16 protein-coding genes are annotated in these 21584 nt (G+C 74.3%); 13 read left to right on the top strand and 3 right to left on the bottom strand.

The window, feature by feature from the left end; translation table 11 throughout:
• Positions 1–14 precede the first annotated feature (14 nt).
• Positions 15–2810 (top strand): bifunctional acetate--CoA ligase family protein/GNAT family N-acetyltransferase, encoded by a 2796-nt coding sequence (locus H6H00_RS29710; RefSeq protein ID WP_185718921.1) that lies wholly within the window; start codon positions 15–17, stop codon positions 2808–2810.
• Between the two features lie 83 nt (positions 2811–2893).
• On the opposite strand, the gene H6H00_RS29705 is transcribed toward H6H00_RS29710, so the two are convergent.
• Complete coding sequence (locus tag H6H00_RS29705) at positions 2894–3508, bottom strand: TetR/AcrR family transcriptional regulator (protein WP_185718920.1); 615 nt, start codon at positions 3506–3508, stop codon at positions 2894–2896.
• 90 nt (positions 3509–3598) lie between these two features.
• Here H6H00_RS29705 and H6H00_RS29700 point away from each other — a divergent pair, with 90 nt between their 5' ends.
• From H6H00_RS29700 to H6H00_RS29680, 5 genes are read left to right on the top strand one after another with little or no spacing between them, the layout of a single operon-like run.
• Positions 3599–4738: an acyl-CoA dehydrogenase family protein gene (locus H6H00_RS29700; protein WP_185718919.1), complete on the top strand. Its 1140-nt coding sequence runs from the start codon at positions 3599–3601 to the stop codon at positions 4736–4738.
• Positions 4735–6402, top strand: coding sequence for an acyl-CoA carboxylase subunit beta (locus H6H00_RS29695; RefSeq protein WP_255425443.1), 1668 nt, complete (start codon positions 4735–4737; stop codon positions 6400–6402). The genes H6H00_RS29700 and H6H00_RS29695 overlap by 4 nt, the downstream gene beginning before the upstream one ends.
• A gap of 14 nt (positions 6403–6416) precedes the next feature.
• On the top strand, positions 6417–8342 hold the full coding sequence (locus tag H6H00_RS29690; RefSeq protein WP_185718918.1) for an AMP-binding protein: 1926 nt from the start codon (positions 6417–6419) through the stop codon (positions 8340–8342).
• The gene (locus tag H6H00_RS29685) at positions 8339–8794 is read left to right on the top strand and encodes a MaoC family dehydratase (protein WP_185718917.1); all 456 of its coding nucleotides are present in this window, start codon (positions 8339–8341) and stop codon (positions 8792–8794) included. The genes H6H00_RS29690 and H6H00_RS29685 overlap by 4 nt, the downstream gene beginning before the upstream one ends.
• Positions 8791–9630, top strand: a complete 840-nt coding sequence (locus H6H00_RS29680) for an HpcH/HpaI aldolase/citrate lyase family protein (RefSeq protein ID WP_185718916.1) — start codon at positions 8791–8793, stop codon at positions 9628–9630. The genes H6H00_RS29685 and H6H00_RS29680 overlap by 4 nt, the downstream gene beginning before the upstream one ends.
• A 6-nt stretch (positions 9631–9636) precedes the next feature.
• Here the strand turns inward: H6H00_RS29680 and H6H00_RS29675 are convergent, their stop codons facing one another.
• Positions 9637–11289 (bottom strand): fumarate hydratase, encoded by a 1653-nt coding sequence (locus tag H6H00_RS29675; RefSeq protein ID WP_185718915.1) that lies wholly within the window; start codon positions 11287–11289, stop codon positions 9637–9639.
• A 182-nt stretch (positions 11290–11471) separates the two neighbouring features.
• On the opposite strand from H6H00_RS29675, the gene H6H00_RS29670 reads away from it, so the two are divergent.
• Positions 11472–13820 carry a xanthine dehydrogenase family protein molybdopterin-binding subunit gene (locus tag H6H00_RS29670; protein ID WP_185718914.1) on the top strand — a complete coding sequence of 783 codons (2349 nt, stop codon included), beginning with the start codon at positions 11472–11474 and terminating at the stop codon, positions 13818–13820.
• Positions 13821–13928: 108 nt separating this feature from the next.
• Here H6H00_RS29670 and H6H00_RS29665 read toward each other — a convergent pair whose 3' ends face one another.
• On the bottom strand, positions 13929–15518 hold the full coding sequence (locus H6H00_RS29665) for an MFS transporter (protein ID WP_185718913.1): 1590 nt from the start codon (positions 15516–15518) through the stop codon (positions 13929–13931).
• A 90-nt stretch (positions 15519–15608) separates the two neighbouring features.
• Here H6H00_RS29665 and H6H00_RS29660 point away from each other — a divergent pair, with 90 nt between their 5' ends.
• From H6H00_RS29660 to H6H00_RS29635, 6 genes are all read left to right on the top strand, one after another.
• On the top strand, positions 15609–16085 hold the full coding sequence (locus H6H00_RS29660) for a MarR family winged helix-turn-helix transcriptional regulator (RefSeq protein ID WP_185718912.1): 477 nt from the start codon (positions 15609–15611) through the stop codon (positions 16083–16085).
• A gap of 116 nt (positions 16086–16201) precedes the next feature.
• Positions 16202–17356 (top strand): serine hydrolase domain-containing protein, encoded by a 1155-nt coding sequence (locus H6H00_RS29655; RefSeq protein ID WP_185718911.1) that lies wholly within the window; start codon positions 16202–16204, stop codon positions 17354–17356.
• 83 nt (positions 17357–17439) lie between these two features.
• Positions 17440–18279: a fumarylacetoacetate hydrolase family protein gene (locus H6H00_RS29650; protein WP_185718910.1), complete on the top strand. Its 840-nt coding sequence runs from the start codon at positions 17440–17442 to the stop codon at positions 18277–18279.
• Positions 18276–18992, top strand: a complete 717-nt coding sequence (locus H6H00_RS29645) for a maleylpyruvate isomerase family mycothiol-dependent enzyme (RefSeq protein WP_185718909.1) — start codon at positions 18276–18278, stop codon at positions 18990–18992. The genes H6H00_RS29650 and H6H00_RS29645 overlap by 4 nt, the downstream gene beginning before the upstream one ends.
• A gap of 21 nt (positions 18993–19013) precedes the next feature.
• A complete protein-coding gene (locus tag H6H00_RS29640) occupies positions 19014–20420 on the top strand; it encodes an RNB domain-containing ribonuclease (RefSeq protein ID WP_185718908.1) in 1407 nt (468 codons plus the stop codon).
• Between the two features lie 65 nt (positions 20421–20485).
• The gene (locus H6H00_RS29635) at positions 20486–21580 is read left to right on the top strand and encodes a glutamate-cysteine ligase family protein (protein WP_185718907.1); all 1095 of its coding nucleotides are present in this window, start codon (positions 20486–20488) and stop codon (positions 21578–21580) included.
• Positions 21581–21584: the final 4 nt, after the last annotated feature.

Here is a 21584-nt window from a genome sequence, read left to right as displayed (position 1 = left end):
CAGGACCCCCTGCCATGACCCGCTCCCCGGGTGCCGCACCGACCGACGCGACCGACCCGCCGACCGCCGATCCCGCACCGGGCGAGATCTCCGCGGATCCCGCCGAGCCCGACACCACCGGTGCGGCGCCCGGCACGCCCCCGGCCGCACCCGGGTACCCGCGGCACTGGGAGGCCGACGTCGTCGCCTCCGACGGCGGGATCGTGCACCTGCGCCCGATCCTGCCCTCCGACGCCGACGCACTGCTCCGGTTCCACGAGAGCCTGTCCGAGCGCACCCGCTACCTGCGCTTCTTCGGGCCCTACCCGCGCATCGCGCCGCGCGACCTCAAGCGGTTCACCGAGGTCGACCACCGCGCGCGGGTCGCGTTCATCTGCCTGCTGGGCGACGAGATCATCGCCGTCGGCCGGTACGAGGGACTGCCCGGCGACGGCGGGCCCGGCGGCACCACCGGCACCGACGCCATCGACTCCGCGGAGGTGGCCTTCGTCGCCCGCGACACCCACCAGGGCCGCGGCCTCGGCTCGATACTGCTCGAGCACCTCGCCGCCGCGGCCCGGGAGAACGGGCTGCGCCGGTTCGAGGCCGAGGTGCTGGTCGAGAACCACGCGATGGTGCGGGTGTTCCGGCAGGCCGGCTACCAGGTGAGCCGGGCGTTCGCCGACGGCGTGCTGCACCTGGAGTTCGACATCGACCCCACGGAGAAGTCGCTGGCGGTGCGCGACTCCCGCGAGCAGCGCGCCGAGGCCCGCAGCGTGCACAACGTGCTGCACCCCACCTCGGTGGCGGTGATCGGGGCGTCCACCGACCCGTCCAAGATCGGCCACGCGGTGTTCTCCAACCTACTGCGCGGCAACTTCACCGGGCCGGTCTACCCCGTCAACTCCGAGGCGCGATCGGTGCGCGGGGTCCGGGCCTACCCGTCGGTCACCGACATCCCCGACGACGTCGACCTGGCGGTGGTGGCCGTGCCCGCCGCGGGGGTCGACGAGGTGATGGACTCCTGCCTGGCCAAGGGGGTCAAGGCGCTCGTCGTGGTCAGTGCGGGGTTCGCGGAGGCCGGGGCCGACGGCTCCGGGGCCCAGCGCCGGCTGGTGGAGGAGGCCAGGGCGCACGGCATGCGGGTGATCGGGCCCAACGCGCTCGGCGTGGCCAACACCGATCCGGAGGTGCGCCTCAACGCCACGCTGGCGCCGACGCTGCCCGGGCGCGGGCGGGTCGGGTTCTTCTCGCAGTCCGGCGCGCTCGGCATCGCGATCCTCGCCGCGGCCAAGGAGCGCGGGCTCGGGCTCTCCACGTTCGTCTCGGCGGGCAACCGGGCCGACCTGTCCGGCAACGACCTGCTCCAGTACTGGCAGACCGACCCGGCCACCGACGTCGTGCTGCTCTACCTGGAGACCTTCGGCAACCCGCGCAAGTTCGGCCGGCTCGCGCGCCGGCTGGCCCGCACCAAGCCGATCGTGGCGGTCAAGAGCGGGCGGCACTCGGCGCCGATCGCGGCGCACGCCGAGGTCTCCGCCCCGATCGACGACGCCAGCGTGAAGGTGCTGTTCGAGCAGTCCGGGGTGATCCGGGTCGAGACGCTCTCCGAGCTGTTCGACACCGCACTGCTGTTGGCCTACCAGCCGCTGCCCGACGGGCCGCGCGTCGCCGTCGTGGGCAACTCCACCGCACTGGGGCTGCTGGTCACCGACGGGCTGCTCGACTCCGGGCTGGACCCGGTGGGGGAGGCCGTCGACGTCGGGGCCGCCGCGACCCCCGAGCAGTTCGCCGCGGCCGTGGCGAACGCGGTGCAGGGCGACCAGTGCGACGCGCTCGTCGCGGTCTTCGTCCCGCCGGTCGCCACCCCCGGCGCCGAGTACGCCCGCGCGCTGCGGGCCGCGGTGGAGGGGTCCGGGAAGCCGGTCGTCGCGGTGTTCCTGGCGGTCGAGGGCGTGCCCGCCGAGCTCGCCCTGCCCGGCCCCGACGGCTCTCCCGGTGCCGGGTCGGTGCCGAGCTTCCCGAGCCCGGAGCGGGCGGTGGCCGCCCTCTCGCGGGTCTCGCGCTACGCCCGCTGGCGGTCGCGGCCGGTGGGGGAGTTCGTCACGCCCGAGGGGCTCGATCTCGAGCGCGCCCGCGAGCTGGTCGCGACGCTGCCGGCCGGCCGGCTCGACGACGAGTCGGCGGTGGCCCTGCTCGACTGCTTCGGCATCCCGGTCACCCCGTTCCGGCGGGCGCGGGGCGCCGACGAGGCGGTCGCCGCGGCCGACGAGCTGGGCTACCCCGTGGCGATCAAGGCGGTCGGCGACCGGTGGCGACACCGCACCGACCTGGTCGGGGTGCGCCTGGACATCGGCACCGGGCCAGGGGTCCGCCGGGCCGTCGACGACCTGGTCGCCCTCACCGGCGACGACGAGGTCTACGTGCAGCGGATGGCGGTCAAGGGTCTGTCCTGCGTGCTGGAGGTCGTCGAGGACCCGTCGTTCGGCTCACTGCTGTCCTTCGGGCTGTCCGGGGTGGCCACCGAGCTGCTCGGCGACCGCGCGTTCCGGGTGGTCCCCGTGTCCGACGTCGACGCGGCGGCGCTGGTCCGCAGCCCGCGGGCGGCCCCGCTGCTGGCCGGGTACCGGGGCAGCGAACCCACCGACCTCGCCGCGTTGGAGCAGCTCGTCCTGCGCGTCGGGAAGATCGCCGAGGAGCTGCCCGAGGTGCGTTCGCTCGCGCTCGACCCGGTGCTGGCCTCGGCCTCCGGGGTGTTCGTCACCGGCGCCAGGATCGTGCTCGGACCCCCGCCCACCCGCAACGACGGGGGGCCCCGCCGCCTGGGCTGATCCGGATCGGTGGCCGCGGCCGGGCAGCGCCCCCCCGGTGTCGAGCTCGGCGCGGCCGACGGCCACCGTCGGGCCGTGCGTGGTCAGTCCCGAGGAGGGCGGGCGGGGTCGAGCACGGCGAGCAGGGCGTCGGCCATGTCCGCGCCCAGCTCCGCCGGGGTGCGGGGGCCGCTGGGGCGGTACCACTTGTAGGTCCAGTTGACGGCGCCGAGGCACATGTTGACGAAGACCTTCGGCGACATGCCCAGGCGCAGCTGCGGGTGCGCGGCGAGGTGGCGCTCCAGCGTCGAGGTGGCCACGTCCTCGAACAGGCGCCGGCGCACGAGCAGCTCCTCGGCGAGGTCGGGCCGCAGCTCGTCCTCCTCCTCGAAGCAGATCTTGAGCAGCTCGCGGTTCTCGCAGGTGTGCACCACGCGGGAGACGAGCAGGTCGCGCAGCCCGTCGAGCGGGGTGGGTGCGGCGGCCACGGTCTCGCGCGCCATCCGCAGGCTGTCGTCGAGCACGTCGGAGTAGATCCGGACGAGCAGCTCCTCCTTGTTGCGGAAGTAGTGGTAGAGCGTCGGCTTCGACAGCCCGACGCCCGCCGCGATCTCGTTCATGGACGTGGCCCGGTAGCCGCGCGTACCGAAGATCTCGACGGACGCGGCGAGGACGCGGGCGCGCTGGGCGTCGGCCCGCGTGGGAGTGGTGGGCGGCATCGCGGTGACCGTATCCCGTCTTGACAGCGGTGAGCCCGACCACTCTACTGGTTCGACCGACCGGGCGGTCGGGAATCTGAGAGGGGCCGCATGAACTGGGAGCTCGACACCGAGCACGACGCGTTCCGCGACACCTGTCGCACGTTCGTCGACCGCGAGGTGCGCCCGCTGGTCCTCGCCGCGGAGGCGTCGGGGACGTTCCCCGCCGAGCTGTGGAAGCCGCTCGGGGCCGCCGGGCTCCTGGGCCTGGTCACCCCCGAGGAGCACGGGGGAGGCGGTGGCGACAGCGTCACCGTCGCGCTGCTGGCCGAGGAGCTGGCGCGGGCGAGCGGCGGCATCGCGGTGACCGCGCTGGTCAGCGCCTACATGGCCGCGCCGCACGTCGTCCGGCACGGCACGGCGGCCCAGCAGGAGCGCTGGCTCGGCCCGCTGGCGTCGGGGGAGGCGGTGGCCTCGATCGCGGTCACCGAGCCCGGCACCGGGTCCGACGTCGCGGGCGTCACCAGCACCGCACGGCGCACCGACGACGGCTGGGTCATCAACGGCCGCAAGATGTACATCACCAACGCCGGGCTGGCCGACCTGCTGGTCGTCGCGGCCCGCACCGGCGAGCCGGGGCGCGGCGGCGTCACGCTGTTCCTGGTCGAGGGCACCGCCGACGGGGTGTCGACCGGCGCCCCGCTGGCCAAGATGGGCTGGCACTCCTCCGACACCCGCGAGGTCGTCCTCGACGACGTGCACGTGCCCTCCGACGCGGTGCTCGGCCAGGAGGACCGCGGCTTCTACCAGATCATGGAGGCCTTCCAGCTCGAGCGGATCGCGCTGGCCGGGATGGGTCTGGGGCACGCCGCGGAGTGCCTGGACCTGGCGCTGCAGTACACCCGCGAGCGCGAGGCCTTCGGGGCCCCGCTCATGCACCTGCAGACCGTCCGGCACAAGCTCGCGCTGATGGAGATCGAGCTGGAGTCGGCCCGGCTGGTCACCTACCAGGCCGCCGCCCGGCTCGACGCGGGCCACCCCGAGGCGGGGAAGTCCGTGGCGCGGGCCAAGTACGTCTCGGCGGTCGCGTGCAACCGCATCGTCGACGACGCCGTGCAGCTCTTCGGCGGCGCCGGGTTCGTCGAGGAGTCGCCGGTGGCCCGGCACTACCGCGACGCCCGGATCCTGCGCATCGGCGGCGGCACCGACGAGATCCAGCTGGAGATCCTGACGCGCGGCATGGCCTCGTGACCCGCACCGCAGCCGGTGCCGCAGCGGCCGGTCCGGCCGAGACCGCCCCGGAGCCGGACCCCGGGATCCCCGCCGCCGGGGCCGCTGACCCGGCTCCCGCCGCCGCGGCCGGCGACGCCGCTGCGGTCCCGGCCGCCGGGGAGCGGCCCGCGGCCCCGACGCCCGACGAGGTCGTCGCGGCCACCGAGGTCGCCCTCGCCGGCGGCGACCCCACCCGCTGGCCCGACAAGCTCCCGGTCCGCGACCGGATCGCCGTCCTCGTCGACGCCGGCTCCTTCGTCGAGGACGGGCTGCTCGCGACCGCCGCCGACGGCGCGCTGCCGGCCGACGGCGTGATCACCGGCGTCGGACGGGTCGAGGGCAGGCCGGTGGCGGTGATCGCGCACGACTTCACCGTCAAGGCCGGGTCGTGGGGCGAGCTGACGTGCGAGAAGCAGATCCGCATCCTGGAGCGGGCCGACCGCGACCTGCTGCCGGTGGTCTACCTCGTCGACTCCGCGGGCGGGCGGCTCACCGACCAGATGGGGTTCTTCCCCGGTCGCCGCGGTGCGTCGGCGATCTTCCACCTCCAGGTGAAGCTGTCCGGGCGGGTGCCGCAGCTGTGCTGCCTGCACGGACCGAGCGCCGCCGGCGGGGCGTACATGCCGGCGTTCTGCGACTGGGTCGGCATGGTGGAGGGCAACGCCTCGATGTACCTGGCCAGCCCGCGGGTGGCGGAGAAGGTCACCGGCGAGCGCACCTCGCTGGAGGAGATGGGCGGGGCGATGATGCACGCCGAGGTCTCCGGCTGCGGTGACGAGGTGTTCGACGAGGACTGGCAGGCCATCGCCGCGGCCCGCCTGCTGCTGTCCTACCTGCCCGACGACTTCCGCTCCGCCCCCGCGCGCACCGCGGCCCGCGAGCCGGAGCGCGACGACTGGGCCGGGCTCGTCCCGGAGGACCCGAACACCGCCTACGACGTGCGCGGGGTCGTCGACCGGCTCGTCGACGCCGGCACGTTCTTCGAGATCAAGGCGCGCTGGGCGCAGGAGCTGGTGACCGGCCTGGCCCGCCTCGACGGCCGCGTGGTCGGGATCGTCGCCAACCAGCCGATGGTCCGCAGCGGCGCGATCTTCGTCGACTCCGCCGACAAGGCCGCCAGGTTCATGAGCCTGTGCGACGCGTTCAACGTGCCGCTGGTGTTCCTGCAGGACGTGCCCGGCTTCATGGTGGGCGTCGACGTCGAGCGGGCCGGGATCATCCGGCACGGCGCGAAGATGATCACCGCGATGTCGAGCGCCGAGGTGCCCAAGTACTCGGTCGTGCTGCGCAAGGCCTACGCGGCCGGCTTCTACGCGATGTGCGCCCCGGGGTTCGAGCCCCGCGCCACGCTCGCGCTGCCGACGGCGACGATCGGCCCGATGGGCGCACAGGCGTCGGTCAACGCCGTGTACGCGAACAAGATCGCGGCGATCGAGGACGAGGACGAGCGCACCGCGTTCGTCGCCGCCCGCGCCGCCGAGCAGCAGGCCGACATCAACCTGCTGCGCATGGCGTCCGACCTGGTCGTCGACGCCGTGGTGGAACCCGAGCGGCTGCGCGCCGAGCTCGTCGCCCGGATGGTCGACGCCGACCGCTGGACGCGCACGACCGGCCGCCGCCACCACCCCATCAGCCCCGTGTGACCTGGAGGACGACGATGTCCGACGACAGCCTGACCACCCTGCTGGACGCCCCGATCGTCCCGCTGCGCCCGGAGTGGACGGTGCCGGAGCGGGTCGAGCAGCTCGCCGCCGCGCGGGCGCTCACCGATCCGGACGACTACTGGGAGTGGGTGGCGCGCCAGCAGCGCTGGTCGACGCCCTGGACGACCGTGCGCACCGGTGAGATCGACGACTTCCGCTACTTCGAGGGCGGCCGGCTCAACGTCGCCGACAACTGCGTGGACCGGTGGGCGCAGGACCCCGCGACGGCCGACCGCGCCGCCGTGGTCTGGGAGGGCGAGCCCGGCGACACCCGCACCGTCAGCTACGCCCAGCTGGCCGACGAGCACGCCCGGCTCGCCGCCGGCCTGCTGGACCTGGGCGTGACCAAGGGCGACGTCGTCGCGATCTACATGCCGAACCTGGTGGAGGCGTTCACGACCATCCACGCCTGCAACCGGATCGGCGCGATCTACACCGTGCTGTTCTCCGGGTTCGGCGAGGAGGCGGTGGCGTCGCGGCTGCAGGCGGCGCGGGCGAAGGTCGTGGTGGTCGCCGACGCGATCTACCGCCGCACCAAGCCCGTCCCGCTGCTCGAGACCCTGCGAGCCGCCCGCGTCCGGACCCCGACCGTGCTGGCCACCGTGGTGGTCGACCGCACCGGCGACGGCGTGCCGCTCGTCGACGGCGAGCACGCCTACGCGGCGGTGCTGGAGCGGGGCGCGGCCGGTACCCCGGCCGTGCCGCTCGACCCCAACGAGCCGTCGTTCCTGATCTTCACCAGCGGCACCGAGTCCACGCCCAAGGGCGTGGTGCACTCCGTCGGCGGGTTCCTGCTCGGCACCTGGGCCAACGCGCACTGGCAGGCCGGGTACGAGCCCGGCGACGTCTACTGGGTGGCCGCCGACGTCGGCTGGCTGACGTTCCCGATCCAGGCCGTCGTCGGCGGGCTGGCCTGCGGCATGACGATCGCCTGCTTCGAGGGCGCGCTCGACACCCCCACCACGTCGCGGTTCTACGAGGTCTGCGAGCGCCACGCCGTCACCAAGGTGCTGTGCGCGCCGACGCTGATCCGGATGCTGCGCAAGTTCGGCGACGACCTCGCCGCCGCGCACCCGCTGCCCGGGCTGAAGCTGATCACCGTGCAGGGCGAGCCGCTCGACGGCGACACCTTCGGCTGGGCCACCGACACGCTCGGGGTGCCCGTCGTCAACGCCTACGGGCAGACCGAGACCGGCTCCACCTGGACCTACCCGGTGTACGGCGCCGAGGACCTCAAGGCGGGCTCGGTGGGCACGCCGGTGCCGGGGCACTCCTTCGAGATCCTCGACGACGACGGGCGGCCGGTCGCGCCGGGCGTCAAGGGGAACCTGGTGCTGACCAGCCCGTTCCCGACGCTCGCCCGCACGGTGTGGGACGACCACGACCGGTACCTCAGCACGTACTTCTCCCGCTTCCCCGGCCGGTACGCCACCAACGACGAGGCCGTGCTCGACCACGACGGGCACCTGTGGGTGCTCGGCCGCGCCGACGACGTGATCAACGTGGCGGCGCACCGGATCTCGACGATGGAGATCGAGGCGGTCGTGACCGCGCACCCGGACGTCGTGGAGGCGGCGGTCGTCGGGGTGCCGGACCCGACGAAGGGCACCGTGCCGATCGCGTTCGTCACGCTGCGGGCGGGGGCCGGGCCGGACGCCGCGGAGCAGATCCGGGCGCGGGTCGTCGCGGAGATGGGCGGCTACGCCCGCCCCGACCGCGTCTACGTCACGCCCGCGATGCCCAAGACGCGCACCGGGAAGACCATGCGCAGGCTGCTGCGCGACGTCGTGGTGCACGGCGGGCCGACCGGCGACACGTCGGCGATGGACGATCCCGCGGCGCTGGACGCCGTCGCGGCGGCGGTGGGGGGAACGGCGTGAGCGGGCTGTGGTTCGAGGACCTGACGGTCGGCCGGGTGGTGGAGGCGGCGACGCGCCGCACCGTCACCGAGACCGACAACGTCCTGTTCACGACGATGACGATGAACCCGCAGCCGCTGCACCTCGACGCGGAGTTCGCGGCGGGCACCGAGTTCGGGAAGCCGCTGGTGAACTCGATGTTCACGGTCGCGCTGGTCGTGGGTCTGGCGGTGCCGGAGCTGACGCTGGGCACCACCATCGCGAACCTCGGTTTCTCGTCGATCGAGTTCCCCAAACCGGTGTTCGCGGGTGACACTCTGCGGGTGATCACCGAGGTGGTGGAGGCGCGGCGCAGCTCGTCGCGGCCGGACGCCGGCATCGTCACGTTCCGGCACGACGCGTCCAACCAGCGCGGCGAGATCGTCTGCCGGGCCACGCGGGCGGCGTTCATGCGATGCAGGCCCGCGGCATGAGCGGCGTCCTGCGCAGCCTGCTGTTCGTCCCCGGCGGGCGCCCGGACATGATCGCCAAGGTGGGCCGGTCGGCCCCCGACGGCGTGGTGCTGGACCTGGAGGACGCCGTCGCGCCGGGCGACAAGGAGGCGGCGCGGGCCACGGTCGTCGAGGCGCTGGAGACGCTCGAGGTGCCCGACGGCACCCTCGTGCTGGTCCGGGTGAACGACGCCCACAGCCCGTGGTTCGACGACGACGTCGCCGCGGTGGCGGGCACCCGGGCCGACGGGGTGGTGCTGCCCAAGCTGGAGCGCACCATCGAGCTCGTGGAGCTGCGCTCGCAGCTGCAGGCCCGCGGCCGAGGCGACGCCGTGATCGTCGGCGGGCTGGAGTCGGCCGCCGGCGTGGTCGACGCGCGGTCGCTGCTCTCGGTCGGGGCGACGGTCGGTCTGGTCGCGGCCTACTTCGGCGCCGAGGACTACATCGCCGACCTGGGCGGACGGCGCACGGCGGAGGGCCACGAGGTGCTCTACGCCCGCAGCCAGGTGGTGCTGGCGGCCCGCCTCGCGGCGGTCGCGGCGCTGGACCAGGTGGTCACCGCGGTGCGCGACGACGACGCGTTCCGCCGCGACGCCGCCCGCGCCCGCGACCTCGGCTACCTGGGCAAGCTCTGCATCCACCCGGCCCAGGTCCCGCTGGCCCACGAGGCGTTCACCCCGACCGAGGCCGAGCTGGCCCACGCCCGCGCGGTGATCGAGGCGTCGGCGCAGGGCGTCGGGACGGTGGACGGCGAGATGGTCGACGACGTCCACGTCCGCATGGCCCAGGTGACGCTCGGCCGGGCCCCCGCGCCCTGACCGGGGTCAGGAGCGGCGGAAGCCGATCTGCAGGGTGGGGGCGCTGACCTCGGAGAAGAAGTCGTTGCCCTTGTCGTCCACCACGACGAACGCGGGGAAGTCCTCCACCTCGATCTTCCAGACCGCCTCCATGCCCAGCTCCGCGTACTCCAGGACGTCGACCTTGCGGATGCAGTCCTGGGCCAGCCGGGCGGCGGGGCCGCCGATCGAGCCGAGGTAGAAGCCGCCGTGCGCGGCGCAGGAGTCGGTGACCTGCTGGCTGCGGTTGCCCTTGGCCAGCATCACCAGCGACCCGCCCGCGGCCTGGAACTGCGCCACGTAGGAGTCCATGCGCCCGGCCGTCGTCGGCCCGAAGGAGCCCGACGCGTAGCCCTCGGGGGTCTTGGCCGGCCCGGCGTAGTAGACGGGGTGGTCGCGCAGGTACCCGGGCATCTCCTCGCCCGCGTCGAGCCGCTCGGCGATCTTGGCGTGGGCGATGTCGCGGGCCACCACGAGCGGGCCCGTCAGCGACAGCCGCGTCTTGACCGGCAGCGCCGAGAGCTGCTCGCGGATCTCGCTCATCGGGCGGTTGAGGTCGACCCGCACGACGTCGGAGGACAGCCCCTCGTCGGTGACCTCGGGCAGGAACTGCGCCGGGTCGCGCTCGAGCTGCTCCAGGAACACGCCCTCCGGCGTGATCTTGGCCTTGGCCTGGCGGTCGGCCGAGCAGGACACCGCGATCCCGACGGGCAGCGACGCGCCGTGGCGGGGGAGGCGGACCACGCGCACGTCGTGGCAGAAGTACTTGCCGCCGAACTGCGCGCCGATGCCGAACTGCGCGGTGAGCTCCAGGACCTGCTTCTCCAGGTCGTGGTCGCGGAACGCGTGGCCGAGCTCGGAGCCCGCGGCGGGCAGGTTGTCGAGGTAGCGGGCCGAGGCGAGCTTCGCGACCTTGAGGTTGTACTCCGCCGACATCCCGCCCACGACGACCGCGAGGTGGTAGGGCGGGCAGGCCGCGGTGCCGAGCGAGCGCAGCTTCTCGTCGAGGAACGAGGCCAGCTTCTTCGGGTTCAGCAGCGCCTTCGTCTCCTGGTAGAGGAAGGTCTTGTTGGCGCTGCCGCCGCCCTTGGCCATCGTCAGGAACTCGTACTTCGGCGCCTGCCCGGGCACCGAGTACAGCTCGACCTGCGCCGGGAGGTTGGTGCCGGTGTTGCGCTCGTCCCAGAACGACGTGGGCGCCATCTGCGAGTACCGCAGGTTGAGCGTGTCGTAGGCCTCGAAGATGCCGCGCGAGACCGACTCCTCGTCCTCGCCGCCGGTCAGCACCGTCTCCGTGCGCTTGCCGATGACGATCGCGGTGCCGGTGTCCTGGCACATCGGCAGCACGCCGCCCGCGGACACGCACGCGTTGCGCAGCAGGTCGGTGGCCACGAAGCGGTCGTTGGGCGAGGCCTCGGGATCGTCGATGATCGCGCGCAGCTGCCGCAGGTGCGAGGTGCGCAGGTAGTGCTGGATGTCGTGCACCGACTCGCGCACCAGTGCGGTGATCGTGGCCGGCTCGATCTCCAGGAACGTGCGGCCGGCGGCCTCCACGACCCGTCCCGGCGGCAGGTCCAGCCGCCGGTACTCGGTGGAGTCGGGGCCGAGGGGGAGTACCTCTGTGTGGTGGAAGTCAGGCACCCCACGACGGTAACAAGTGGTCGGGAGGCCGGACCGGCCCCCGACCAGTCCGGCCCCCCGGGGGAACGCGCAGCGGGACCGTGAGGTCCCTCGACGCGGGGTCTCCGGATGGAGACCCTCCCCGAACGGGGAGGGTCCGTCAACCGCTGACGGGTGCGGGGCGATTCGGTTAGCGTTGGTACATGCCTGGATCGATTCTCGGTACGTCCGTCCGCCGGGTCGAGGACCGCGACCTCGTGACGGGGGCGAGCACGTACGTGGGCAACCTCGTCCTCGACGGGATGCTGCACCTCACCTTCGTCCGCTCACCGCTGGCCCACGGCCGCATCACCGGGATCGAGACCGCCGCCGCGGCCGCCGCGCCCGGGGTGGTCGCCGTGTTCACCGCGGCCGATCTCGACCTCCCCGCCCACCACGGGCTGATGGTGCTCAACCCCGACCTGCCGCGGCCCCCGCTGGCCGTCGACCACGTCCGGTTCGTCGGCGAGGCCGTCGCGGTCGTCGTCGCGCAGACGCAGGCGCAGGCCGTCGACGCCGCCGAGCTCGTGGAGGTCGACTACGACCCGCTGCCCGCCGCCGTCGACCCGGAGGCCGCGCTGGCCCCGGACGCCCCGCTCCAGTACCCGGGCCGCACCGACAACCTGGCCGGCGGCGCCCGCAGCGACGCCGACCCGCTCGCCGACGCCGAGGTGGTCGTCCGGGCGCGGATGGTGAACCAGCGCCTGGCCGTCATGCCGATGGAGGGCAACGCGATCGCCGTGCGGCCCGAGGTGGACGACGCGCTCACGATCTGGGTGTCCACCCAGATGCCGCACGGCTTCCGCACCCAGGCCGCCGCGCTGTTCGGGCTGGAGCCCGAGCAGGTGCGGGTGATCGCCCCGCACGTCGGCGGCGGCTTCGGCGGCAAGGCCGGGGTCCTCGCCGAGCACACGACGGCCATCGCCGCCGCCCGGGCGCTGGGCCGCCCGGTGCGCTGGGTGGAGACCCGCTCGGAGAACCTCGTCTCGATGCCGCACGGCCGCGGCCAGATCGCCTACTACGAGCTGGGGCTGACCCGCGCCGGGAGGATCACCGGCCTGCGGGCCCGGGTCGTCGCCGACTCCGGGGCGTACGCCGGGTTCGGGGGCGCGCTCGCGCTCGGCCCGACGTACACGATGAGCCAGGGCGTCTACGACATCCCGGTGGTCGGCTACGACGCCGCCGCCGCGCTCACGACCACCACGCCGATGGGCGCCTTCCGCGGCGCGGGCCGCCCGGAGGCCACCGCCCACCTGGAGCGGATCATGGACATGGCGGCCGCGGAGCTGGGCATCGACCCGGTCGAGCTGCGCCGCCGCAACTTCCTCGACCCGGCCGCCTTCCCGCACACCATGCACTCCGGCGCGCGCTACGACGTGGGCGACTACGACCTGCCGCTGCGCGAGGCCCTGCGCCTGGTCGACGTCGACAAGGTGCGCGAGGAGCAGGCCGCCCGCCGCGAGAGCGGCGACCCGGTGCAGATCGGCATCGGCGTGTGCGTCTACGTCGAGATCACCGCGGGCGGCGGCGGCTCCGAGTTCGGCTCCGTCACGATCCACGCCGACGGCACCGCGACGATCTCCGCGGGCACCTCCGGGCACGGCCAGGGCCACCCGACGGCGTTCGCGATGCTCGCCAGCGACCGCCTCGGCATCCCGATGGAGAAGTTCACGTTCGTCCAGTCCGACACCGCGCTCGTGCCGCGGGGGAGCGGCACCGGAGGGTCGCGGTCGCTGCAGCTCGGCGGCAACGCGGTCGTCGTCGCCGCCGACGACGTGCTGGTCCAGGCCCGCCGCCGCGCGGCCGCGCTGCTGGAGGCGGCCGAGGACGACGTGGAGCTCACCGAGGACGGCGAGTTCGGCGTCGCCGGGGTGCCCTCGGCGACCGTCACCTGGGCCGAGGTGGCCAGCGCGGGGGAGGAGCTGCACGCCGGGCTCGACTTCCGGCAGGAGGGTGCGACGTTCCCGTTCGGCGCGCACGTCTCGGTCGTGGAGGTCGACACCGACACCGGGAGGGTCACCCCGCTGCGCCACGTCGCCGTCGACGACTGCGGGCGGATCCTCAACCCGCTGCTGGTCGCCGGGCAGCAGCACGGCGGGCTGGCGCAGGGCGTCGCGCAGGCGCTGTACGAGGAGGTCGTGTTCGACGGCGAGGGCCAGCCCCTCACGGCGACGCTCGCCGACTACCGCATGCCGACCGCGGCCGACCTGTTCACCTTCGAGACCGCCAACACCGAGACCCCGACGCCGCTCAACCCGCTCGGGGCGAAGGGCATCGGGGAGTCCGCGACGGTCGGGGCGACCCCGGCCGTGCAGAACGCGGTGGTCGACGCGCTGGCCCCGCTCGGGGTGCGGCACGTCGACCTGCCGTGCACCCCGGAGCGGGTCTGGCGGGCGGTGCAGGACGCCCGCGCCGGCACCCTGCCCGACCCGTGGCGCGAGCCGCCCGCGGTCTTCGCGACCCTCCCGGTGCGCGGCGCGAAGGCCGCGGCCCCGGAGGGCGGCGAGATCTGACGAGCCCCGCCCCCGCCCCCGCCCAAGTTGCAGTGGGGTGGCTTCACTCCCACCCAGTTGTAGTAGAGCCACCCCACTGCACGTGGGACAGGGGGTGTGGGCGGGGCCTCAGTGGGTCGGCGCCGGCTCTGCGTCGCGGGGCGAGTCGGAGCGCAGGCGCAGGCTCGCCAGCAGGCCGAGGGCCAGGAACGCGCTGGCCGTCCACGCCGCGGTGCGGGCGCCGTCGGTGAGGGCGGCGCGGGCGGCGTCGGCCACGGCCGCGGTGGCCGGGTCGGCGGCGAGCCCGGCGATGGCCCCGCCAGCGCTCTCCCGCACGGCGTCGACGAGCCCGACCGTGCCGGGAGCCTCACCGAGCCGCTCGGTGAGGCTCCGGCCCAGCTCGGTGAACAGCACCGACCCGAGCACGGCGATGCCCAGCGCCGAGCCGAGCTCCTGGGCGGTGGTCTCGGTGCCCGAGGCCTGGCCGCTCGCCGACGGCGGCACGTCGGCGAGCACCACGTTGCCCAGCTGCGCCGTGGCCAGCCCGACGCCGAACCCGTAGACGGCCAGCGGTCCGACGGTGCCCCACCACGGCGTGTCGACGGCGATCACCGACGCCAGCCACGCCACGCCCGCCAGCTCGCAGACCAGGCCGAGCTGCACGGTCCGCGCGGCGCCGTACCGGTCGGTGAGCACGCCGCCCACCCCGCCCGCGACGAACGACGCCAGCGCCAGCGGCAGCAGCGCGACGCCGGTCTGCAGGGCGGTGTAGCCCAGCGCGTTCTGCAGCCACAGCGGCAGGGCGAACAGGATGCCGAACTGGCCGAGCGACACGGTCAGCGCGGCCACGTTGCCGCGGCGGAAGCCCGGGACGGCGAACAGCGTCAGGTCCAGCAGCGCCACCCGCCCCGCCGCGGCCCGGCGTCGCTGGTGGGCCACGAACGCCACGGCCAGCACCACCGACAGCAGCAGCAGGTACGGCACGGGGGACAGCGGGCCGGGCCACCACGGCCCGACCGGCTCGCGCACCGCCCACCAGCCCAGCGTGCGGCCCTCGATCAGCGCGAACACCAGCGACCCGGCCGCCCCGGCGGAGAGCAGGGCGCCGACGGCGTCGATCCCCGGGCGCGAGTCCCCGTCGCGCGACTCCACGACGAACGCCAGCACCCCGGCCACCACCAGCGCGCCGAGCGGGACGTTGATGCCGAACGCCCACCGCCACGACGCCTCGGTCGTGAGCCACCCGCCGAGCAGCGGTCCGACGGCGGCCATCCCGCCGATGGTGGAGCCCCAGACGGCGAACGCGACGCCGCGCTCGCGGCCGACGAACGTCGCGTTGATCAGCGACAGGGTGGCCGGGAAGATCGCCGCCCCGCCGACGCCCTGCAGCATCCGCGCGGCGATGAGCAGGCCGGGGGTGGCGGCCAGCGCCGCGAGCACGCTCGCCGCGACGAACACCGCGATGCCGGCCACGAGCACCCGCCGCCTGCCGATCCGGTCGCCGATGCGCCCGGTGGTGAGCAGCAGCGCAGCGAAGACGAGGGTGTAGGCCTCCTGCACCCACTGGGCCTGCGTGGCCGTCGCACCGAGGTCGGTGATGATGGCGGGCACGGCCACGTTGACGATCGTGACGTCGATGATCACCAGGGAGACGGCGAACGCGATCGCGACCAGGCCGTACCAGCGGCGCCGGTCGGTGGACGGGGGTGCGGACTGCATGAGATCCTCCGATAGCTAGTTTGTCTAGCGATCGCAGAGTAGAGACTGTCTGGTGACTAGGCAAGCTAGCGATATGGGGGAGGGGTGGACGTGGAGATCGACGACGTCGAGGCCGCGGAACGGCGGGACTCGCCGGAGCTGAGCGAGGTGTCGTGGGCGCTGCGCGAGGTGAACCGGCTCACCGACGCGGTGAACGACGCGGTGACCCGACGCCTGGGCGTGGGCCACAACGAGACCCTCGCGCTCGACATCCTGCTGCAGTCCCCGGAGGCCATGGGGCCGGTCGAGCTGGGCAACCACCTCGGCATCCGGTCGGCATCGGCCACGGCGCTGGTCGACCGGCTGGAGTCGTCCGGGCACGTCCGGCGGGTGCGGCACCCCACCGACCGCCGCCGGTTGATCGTCGAGACCACCGACTCCGCGCGCCGCGACGTGCTCGCCGCCCTCCTCCCGCTGCTGACCGACGTCGAGGCGATCGCGCAGGAGCTCAGCGCCGACGAGGCCGCGGTCGTCACCCGGTACCTGCGCGGCGTCGCCGGGGCGATGCGGCGCTTCAGCACCGGGTGACCCCTCCGTTCCGCCAGGTGCGGACCTGCGAACGGGTGGCTGCGCATTGACGCGTCGCAGTGGCTCCGCGAGGGTGTGACGTGACCCACACGCAGTCCACATGAGGAGTCGATCCCGTGAGTTCGTCCATCGACAAGGTCCTGCAGGACGCCGTCGACGCCGGAGCCGTACCGAGCGTCGCGGCGATCGCCGCGGACCGCAACGGCGTGATCTACGAGGGGGCGGCGGGCCCGAAGGCGGCCGGCAGCGACGACCCGCTCACCGTCGACACCCACTTCCGGATCATGTCGATGACCAAGATGGTGGCCACGGCCGCGGCACTGCAGCAGGTCGAGAAGGGCACGCTCGACCTCGACGCCCCGATCGCCGACTACTGCCCCGAGTTCGCCGACGTCCAGGTCCTCGACGGGTGGGACGGCGACACCCCGAGGCTCCGGGCCCCGGCGAGCCAGGCCACGGTCAAGCAGCTCGTGACGCACACCTCCGGCCTGGGCTACTGGTTCTGGAGCGAGGACCTCGTCAAGTGGGAGGCGGCCACCAGCACGCCCAACGTGCTGTCGGGGTCCAACGTCGTCTTCACCGCGCCGCTGCTCGCCGACCCGGGCACGCAGTACATCTACGGCATCAACACCGACTGGCTGGGCAAGGTCGTCGAGGCCGCGTCGGGCACCACCCTCGACGTCGCGATCAAGGACGGGATCACCGGCCCGCTCGGGATGAACGAGACCGCGTTCGCGCTGAACGAGGGTTGGAAGGACTCCACGACGCCCGTCCACGTCAAGGGCGAGGACGGGAAGTGGATCGACTCGGGCATCGAGCTGAACCAGACCCCGGAGTACTGGGCGGGCGGCCACGGGCTGTACTCGACCCCGCGCGACTACATCAAGTTCCAGCAGGCGCTCCTCGGCGGCGGCGAGTTCGGCGGGGTCCGGATCCTGCAGCAGGCCACCGTCGACCAGGCCTTCACCAACCAGATCGGCGACCTCGACTTCCCGGCCGCGATCCCCACCGCCGACCCGGCGTCGACGCACGAGTTCAACGCGGGTCCCGGCTACAAGTGGGGCCTCGGGCTGCTGCTCAACACCCAGGACGTCCCGGGCATGCGCCGCGCGTACAGCGGTGCGTGGGCGGGGCTGTGCAACACCCACTTCTGGGTGGACCCGACCACCGGCATCTGCGGCTCGATCTACTCCAACTTCCTCCCGTTCGTCCCGCCGGAGGCGCTGGAGCTCTACGCGAACTACGAGAAGGCCCTTTACGCCTCGCTCTGAGCGACCTCCGCCCGCCCCCGGATGCACTCCGGGGGCGGGCTGGGCGAGACTTCCGGCGTGACACCCGCGACGGAGGAGACACGATGAGGCTGGCCACGATCCGCACCGCCACGGGGCACCGTGCGGTGCGGGTGGACGACACGACGGCGGTGGAGACCGGTGACGCCGACGTCCGCGCGCTGCTGGAGCGTCCGGACTGGGCCGCGCACGCCGCGGCGGCCGCCGGACCGTCCCACGACGTCGCGGGCCTGGACTACGCGCCGCTGGTCCCGTCGCCGGAGAAGATCGTCTGTGTGGGCCTGAACTACCGCGACCACGTGCTGGAGATGGGCAACGAGCTGCCCGAGTACCCCACGCTGTTCGCCAAGTACGCGCCGTCGCTGGTGGGCGCGCACGACGAGATCGTGCTGCCCGAGGCGTCGGAGAAGGTCGACTGGGAGGCCGAGCTGACCGTCGTCATCGGCACCCCGGTGCGCCACGCCGACCGCGAGCAGGCGCGGGCGGCGATCGCGGGCTACACCGTCCTCAACGACGTCAGCGTGCGCGACTTCCAGCGCCGCAGCAGCCAGTTCCTGCAGGGCAAGACGTTCGAGCACTCGACGCCGCTCGGCCCGTGGCTGGTCACGCCCGACGAGCTGCCCGGGGGCGGCCCCGAGGCCGGCTGGGCGATCTCCACCACCCTCGACGGCGAGACGATGCAGGAGTCGACGACCGCGGAGCTGGTCTTCGGCGCGGTCGACCTCGTCGTCTACCTCTCGGCGATCGTCACGCTGAACCCCGGCGACGTGATCGCCACGGGCACGCCCGGCGGCGTCGGACACGCCCGCACGCCCCCGCGCTACCTGACCGACGGCGCCGAGCTGGTCACCTCCGTCGCGGGGGTCGGCGAGCTGCGCAACACCTGCCGCAGGGAGAAGCGGTGACGCGTCGTCTCGACGAGACGCTGGCCTGGGCCGGTGACGGGGCGGCCCACCTGCGCGGGCTGATGGCGCGGATGGGCGACGACGCGTTCGCCGCCCCGTCGGGCCTGCCCGGCTGGAGCCGCGCCCACGTCCTGTCCCACATCGCGCGCAACGCCGACGGGATGATCAACCTGCTGACGTGGGCGCGCACCGGCGTGCCCACCCCGGCGTACGCGAGCGCGGAGGCGCGCGACGCCGACATCGAGGCCGGCGCCACCCGCAGCCCCGCGGCGATCCGCGACGACGTCGTGGACTCCTCGGACCGGCTCGCGCAGGCGGTCCGGGAGATGCCGGCGCAGGCGTGGTCGGCGCACGTGAAGAACGTGCAGGGCGTGGAGATCCCGGCCACCGACATCCCGTGGATCCGGGCGCGCGAGATGTGGATCCACGCCGTCGACCTCGACGTCGGGGCCTCGCTGTCCGACCTGCCGGTCCCGATGCTGGTGGAGGTCGTTGGCGACGTCGTGCGCGTCGTCGGGGCGAAGCCGGACTGCCCGCCGCTGCGCCTGGCCACCACCGACGCCGACCGCAGCTGGGTCCTCGGCGACGGCACCGGCGCCGAGGTGCGCGGCCCGGCCGCGTCGCTGGCGGGCTGGGTGCTGGGCCGGTCCCGCGGCAAGGACCTGCGCACCTCCGAGGGGACGAAGCCCCCGGTGCTGCCGCGCTGGCTCTGACGCCCGTGGGAGGCTGCCCGGGTGTCCGCCCGTCCTGACTTCGCCGCCGTCCGTGTCGAGTTCGGCCTCCCGGACGGGTTCCCGCCCGAGGTGCTCGCCGAGGCCGCCCGGGCGGCGGCGCGGCCGCCGTCGCCCGGCCGGCTCGACGCGACCGACCTCCCCCTGGTCACGATCGACCCGCCGGGGTCCAAGGACCTCGACCAGGCGGTCGGCGTCTCCCGGGACGGCGACGGCTTCCGCGTCCACTACGCGATCGCCGACCTCGGTGCCGTCGTGGAGCCGGGCGGTGCGCTCGACCGCGAGGTGCTGCGGCGCGGCCAGACGGTGTACCTGCCCGACGGGTCGGTGCCGCTGCACCCGCCCGTGCTCTCCGAGGACGCCGCGAGCCTGCTGCCCGACGGCCCGCGCGCCGCGGTGCTGTGGACGATCGGTCTCGACGCCGCGGGCGAGGTGGGCTCGGTCGACGTGCGGCGGGCCGTCGTCCGCTCGTCGGCGCGCCTGGACTACGCCGGCGTGCAGGCCGACGTCGACGCCGGACGGGTGCACCCCGCCATCGCCGCGCTGCCGGAGCTGGGGCGGCTGCGGCGCGCCCTCGCCGTCGCGCGCGGGGCGATCGAGCTGGAGCTGCCCGAGCAGGAGGTGCTGCCCGACGGCGACGGGGGCTGGACGGTGCAGGTGCGCCGCCGCGACGAGGTCGAGGACTGGAACGCCGAGATCTCCCTGCTCACCGGCATGGCGGCGGGCGCGATGATGCTCGAGGGCGGCGCGGGCCTGCTCCGGACGCTGCCCGCTCCCGACGCGGGGGCGCTGGGGGCGTTCGCGCGGACCGCCGCCGGGCTGGGGTTCACCGTCGAGCCGACGGTGCACGCGGTCGCGGCGCTGCTGGCCGGGCTCCCGCGCGACGACGCCCCCGCCCTGGCCCTGCGCCGCGCGGCGACGACGCTGCTGCGCGGGGCGGGCTACACCGCCTTCGGCGACGGCGTCGCGCCGCCGGAGGACCCCGGGCACGGCGGCATCGGGGCGCCGTACGCGCACGTCACCGCGCCGCTGCGGCGCCTGGTCGACCGGTTCGGCACCGAGGTCTGCCTGGCGCTGGCCGCGGGGGAGGAGCTGCCGGGCCCGCTGCGCGCGGCCCTGCCGACGCTGCCCGAGCTGATGGGCGCCTCCGACGCGACGGCCGCCGCGGTCGACCGGGCCTGCGTCGACCGCACCGAGGCCGCGCTGCTCGCCGGCCGGATCGGCGAGGAGTTCGCGGTGATCGTGCTGCGGCCCTCGACCGAGGACGCCGCGGGCGAGGTCTACCTCGTCGACCCGCCGGTGCTCGCGCGCTGCGAGGGGCCGCTGCCCGCGGGCGTCACGGCGTCCGTCCGGCTGACCGAGGCGGACCCCGCCACCGGGCGCATCACCTTCTCGGCCGCAGGTAGCTGACCCGTCACTGAGCGTACCCTCACCTCCGGCGGTACGAGGGTCCGCCAGGATCCGGAGGTCCGCGCGTGTTCCGCTACGGCATCGAGCACGAGGTCGCGCTGCTGCGCGCCGACGGTCGCTTCGCCGACTTCACCGACGTCGTGTTCGGCGAGGTGCAGTCCGTCGTCGACGGGCTGCCCGAGGACGCGGCCGACTACCCGGGCCTGCGGATCGGGGACCAGGGGATCAAGCGCAAGCGGTGGTACGTCGAGGGCTACGAGCGGTTCGACGACGACGGCGAGCTGGTCCGCTGCGACCCCAAGGGACTGGAGATCCGCACGCGCATCCACGACTCGGTGGAGGACACCGTCGCCGCCCTGCGGGCCGACCAGCAGCTGCTCGACGCCGCGCTGGCCGACCGCGACCTGCGCACCTGCGTCGTCGCGTTCAACCCGGTGCGCTCGGACTACGCGATCGAGCCGCCGCTCAACCCGTGGGAGGAGAAGCACCGGCAGGGCTCGCCCGAGGAGCGCACCGCGCACCTGCACATGCTCACCTACGGGCCCGACCTCAACCTGTCCGGCGACGAGATCGCCGATCCCGTCGACTACGCCCGCAAGCTCACCCACTACAGCCCCTGGCTGGTGCCGCTGTCGTTCTCCTCGCCGTTCCGCGACGGCGGGCCGTGGGGCGGGCTGTCGGCGCGCACGCACCTGCGCACCGGGGCCCGGCCCGCGGCGCTGGTGTTCCTCGCCTCCGAGGTCGGTCACGTGCCCAGCGACCCGTCGTTGACGCAGGTGGCGCGCCTGCCTGCCGAGGTGGGCCGCGTCGAGTTCAAGGCGTTCGACGCCTGCCCGGACCCCGAGCTCTACGGCGAGCTGCTCAGCCTGCTCACCGGTCTGGCGCTCGACGACTCCCTGCCCGGGCGGCGCACCACACCCGACGCCGACGCCCACCGGCACGTCGCGGGGGCCGGGCTGGCCGACGACGACGTGCACGCCGGCACCGGGGCGCTGCTCGACGCCGCGGCCTGCGCGCTGGCGGGTCGCCCGGCCGACCTCGACCGGCTCGCCGCGCTGCGGGAGCGGTGGGCCCGGCGGTGGTGCCCGGCGCTGGACCTGCTGGCCCGCTGGGAGGCGGGGGAGCCGGTGGTCGGGGTGCGTCGGACCCGCCCGGCCTGACGTG

Source organism: Pseudonocardia petroleophila (genome assembly GCF_014235185.1).
Lineage (GTDB): Bacteria > Actinomycetota > Actinomycetes > Mycobacteriales > Pseudonocardiaceae > Pseudonocardia > Pseudonocardia petroleophila.
The sequence above is the reverse complement of the archived record's forward strand: the minus strand, read 5'-3'. Positions and strand labels throughout refer to the sequence as shown.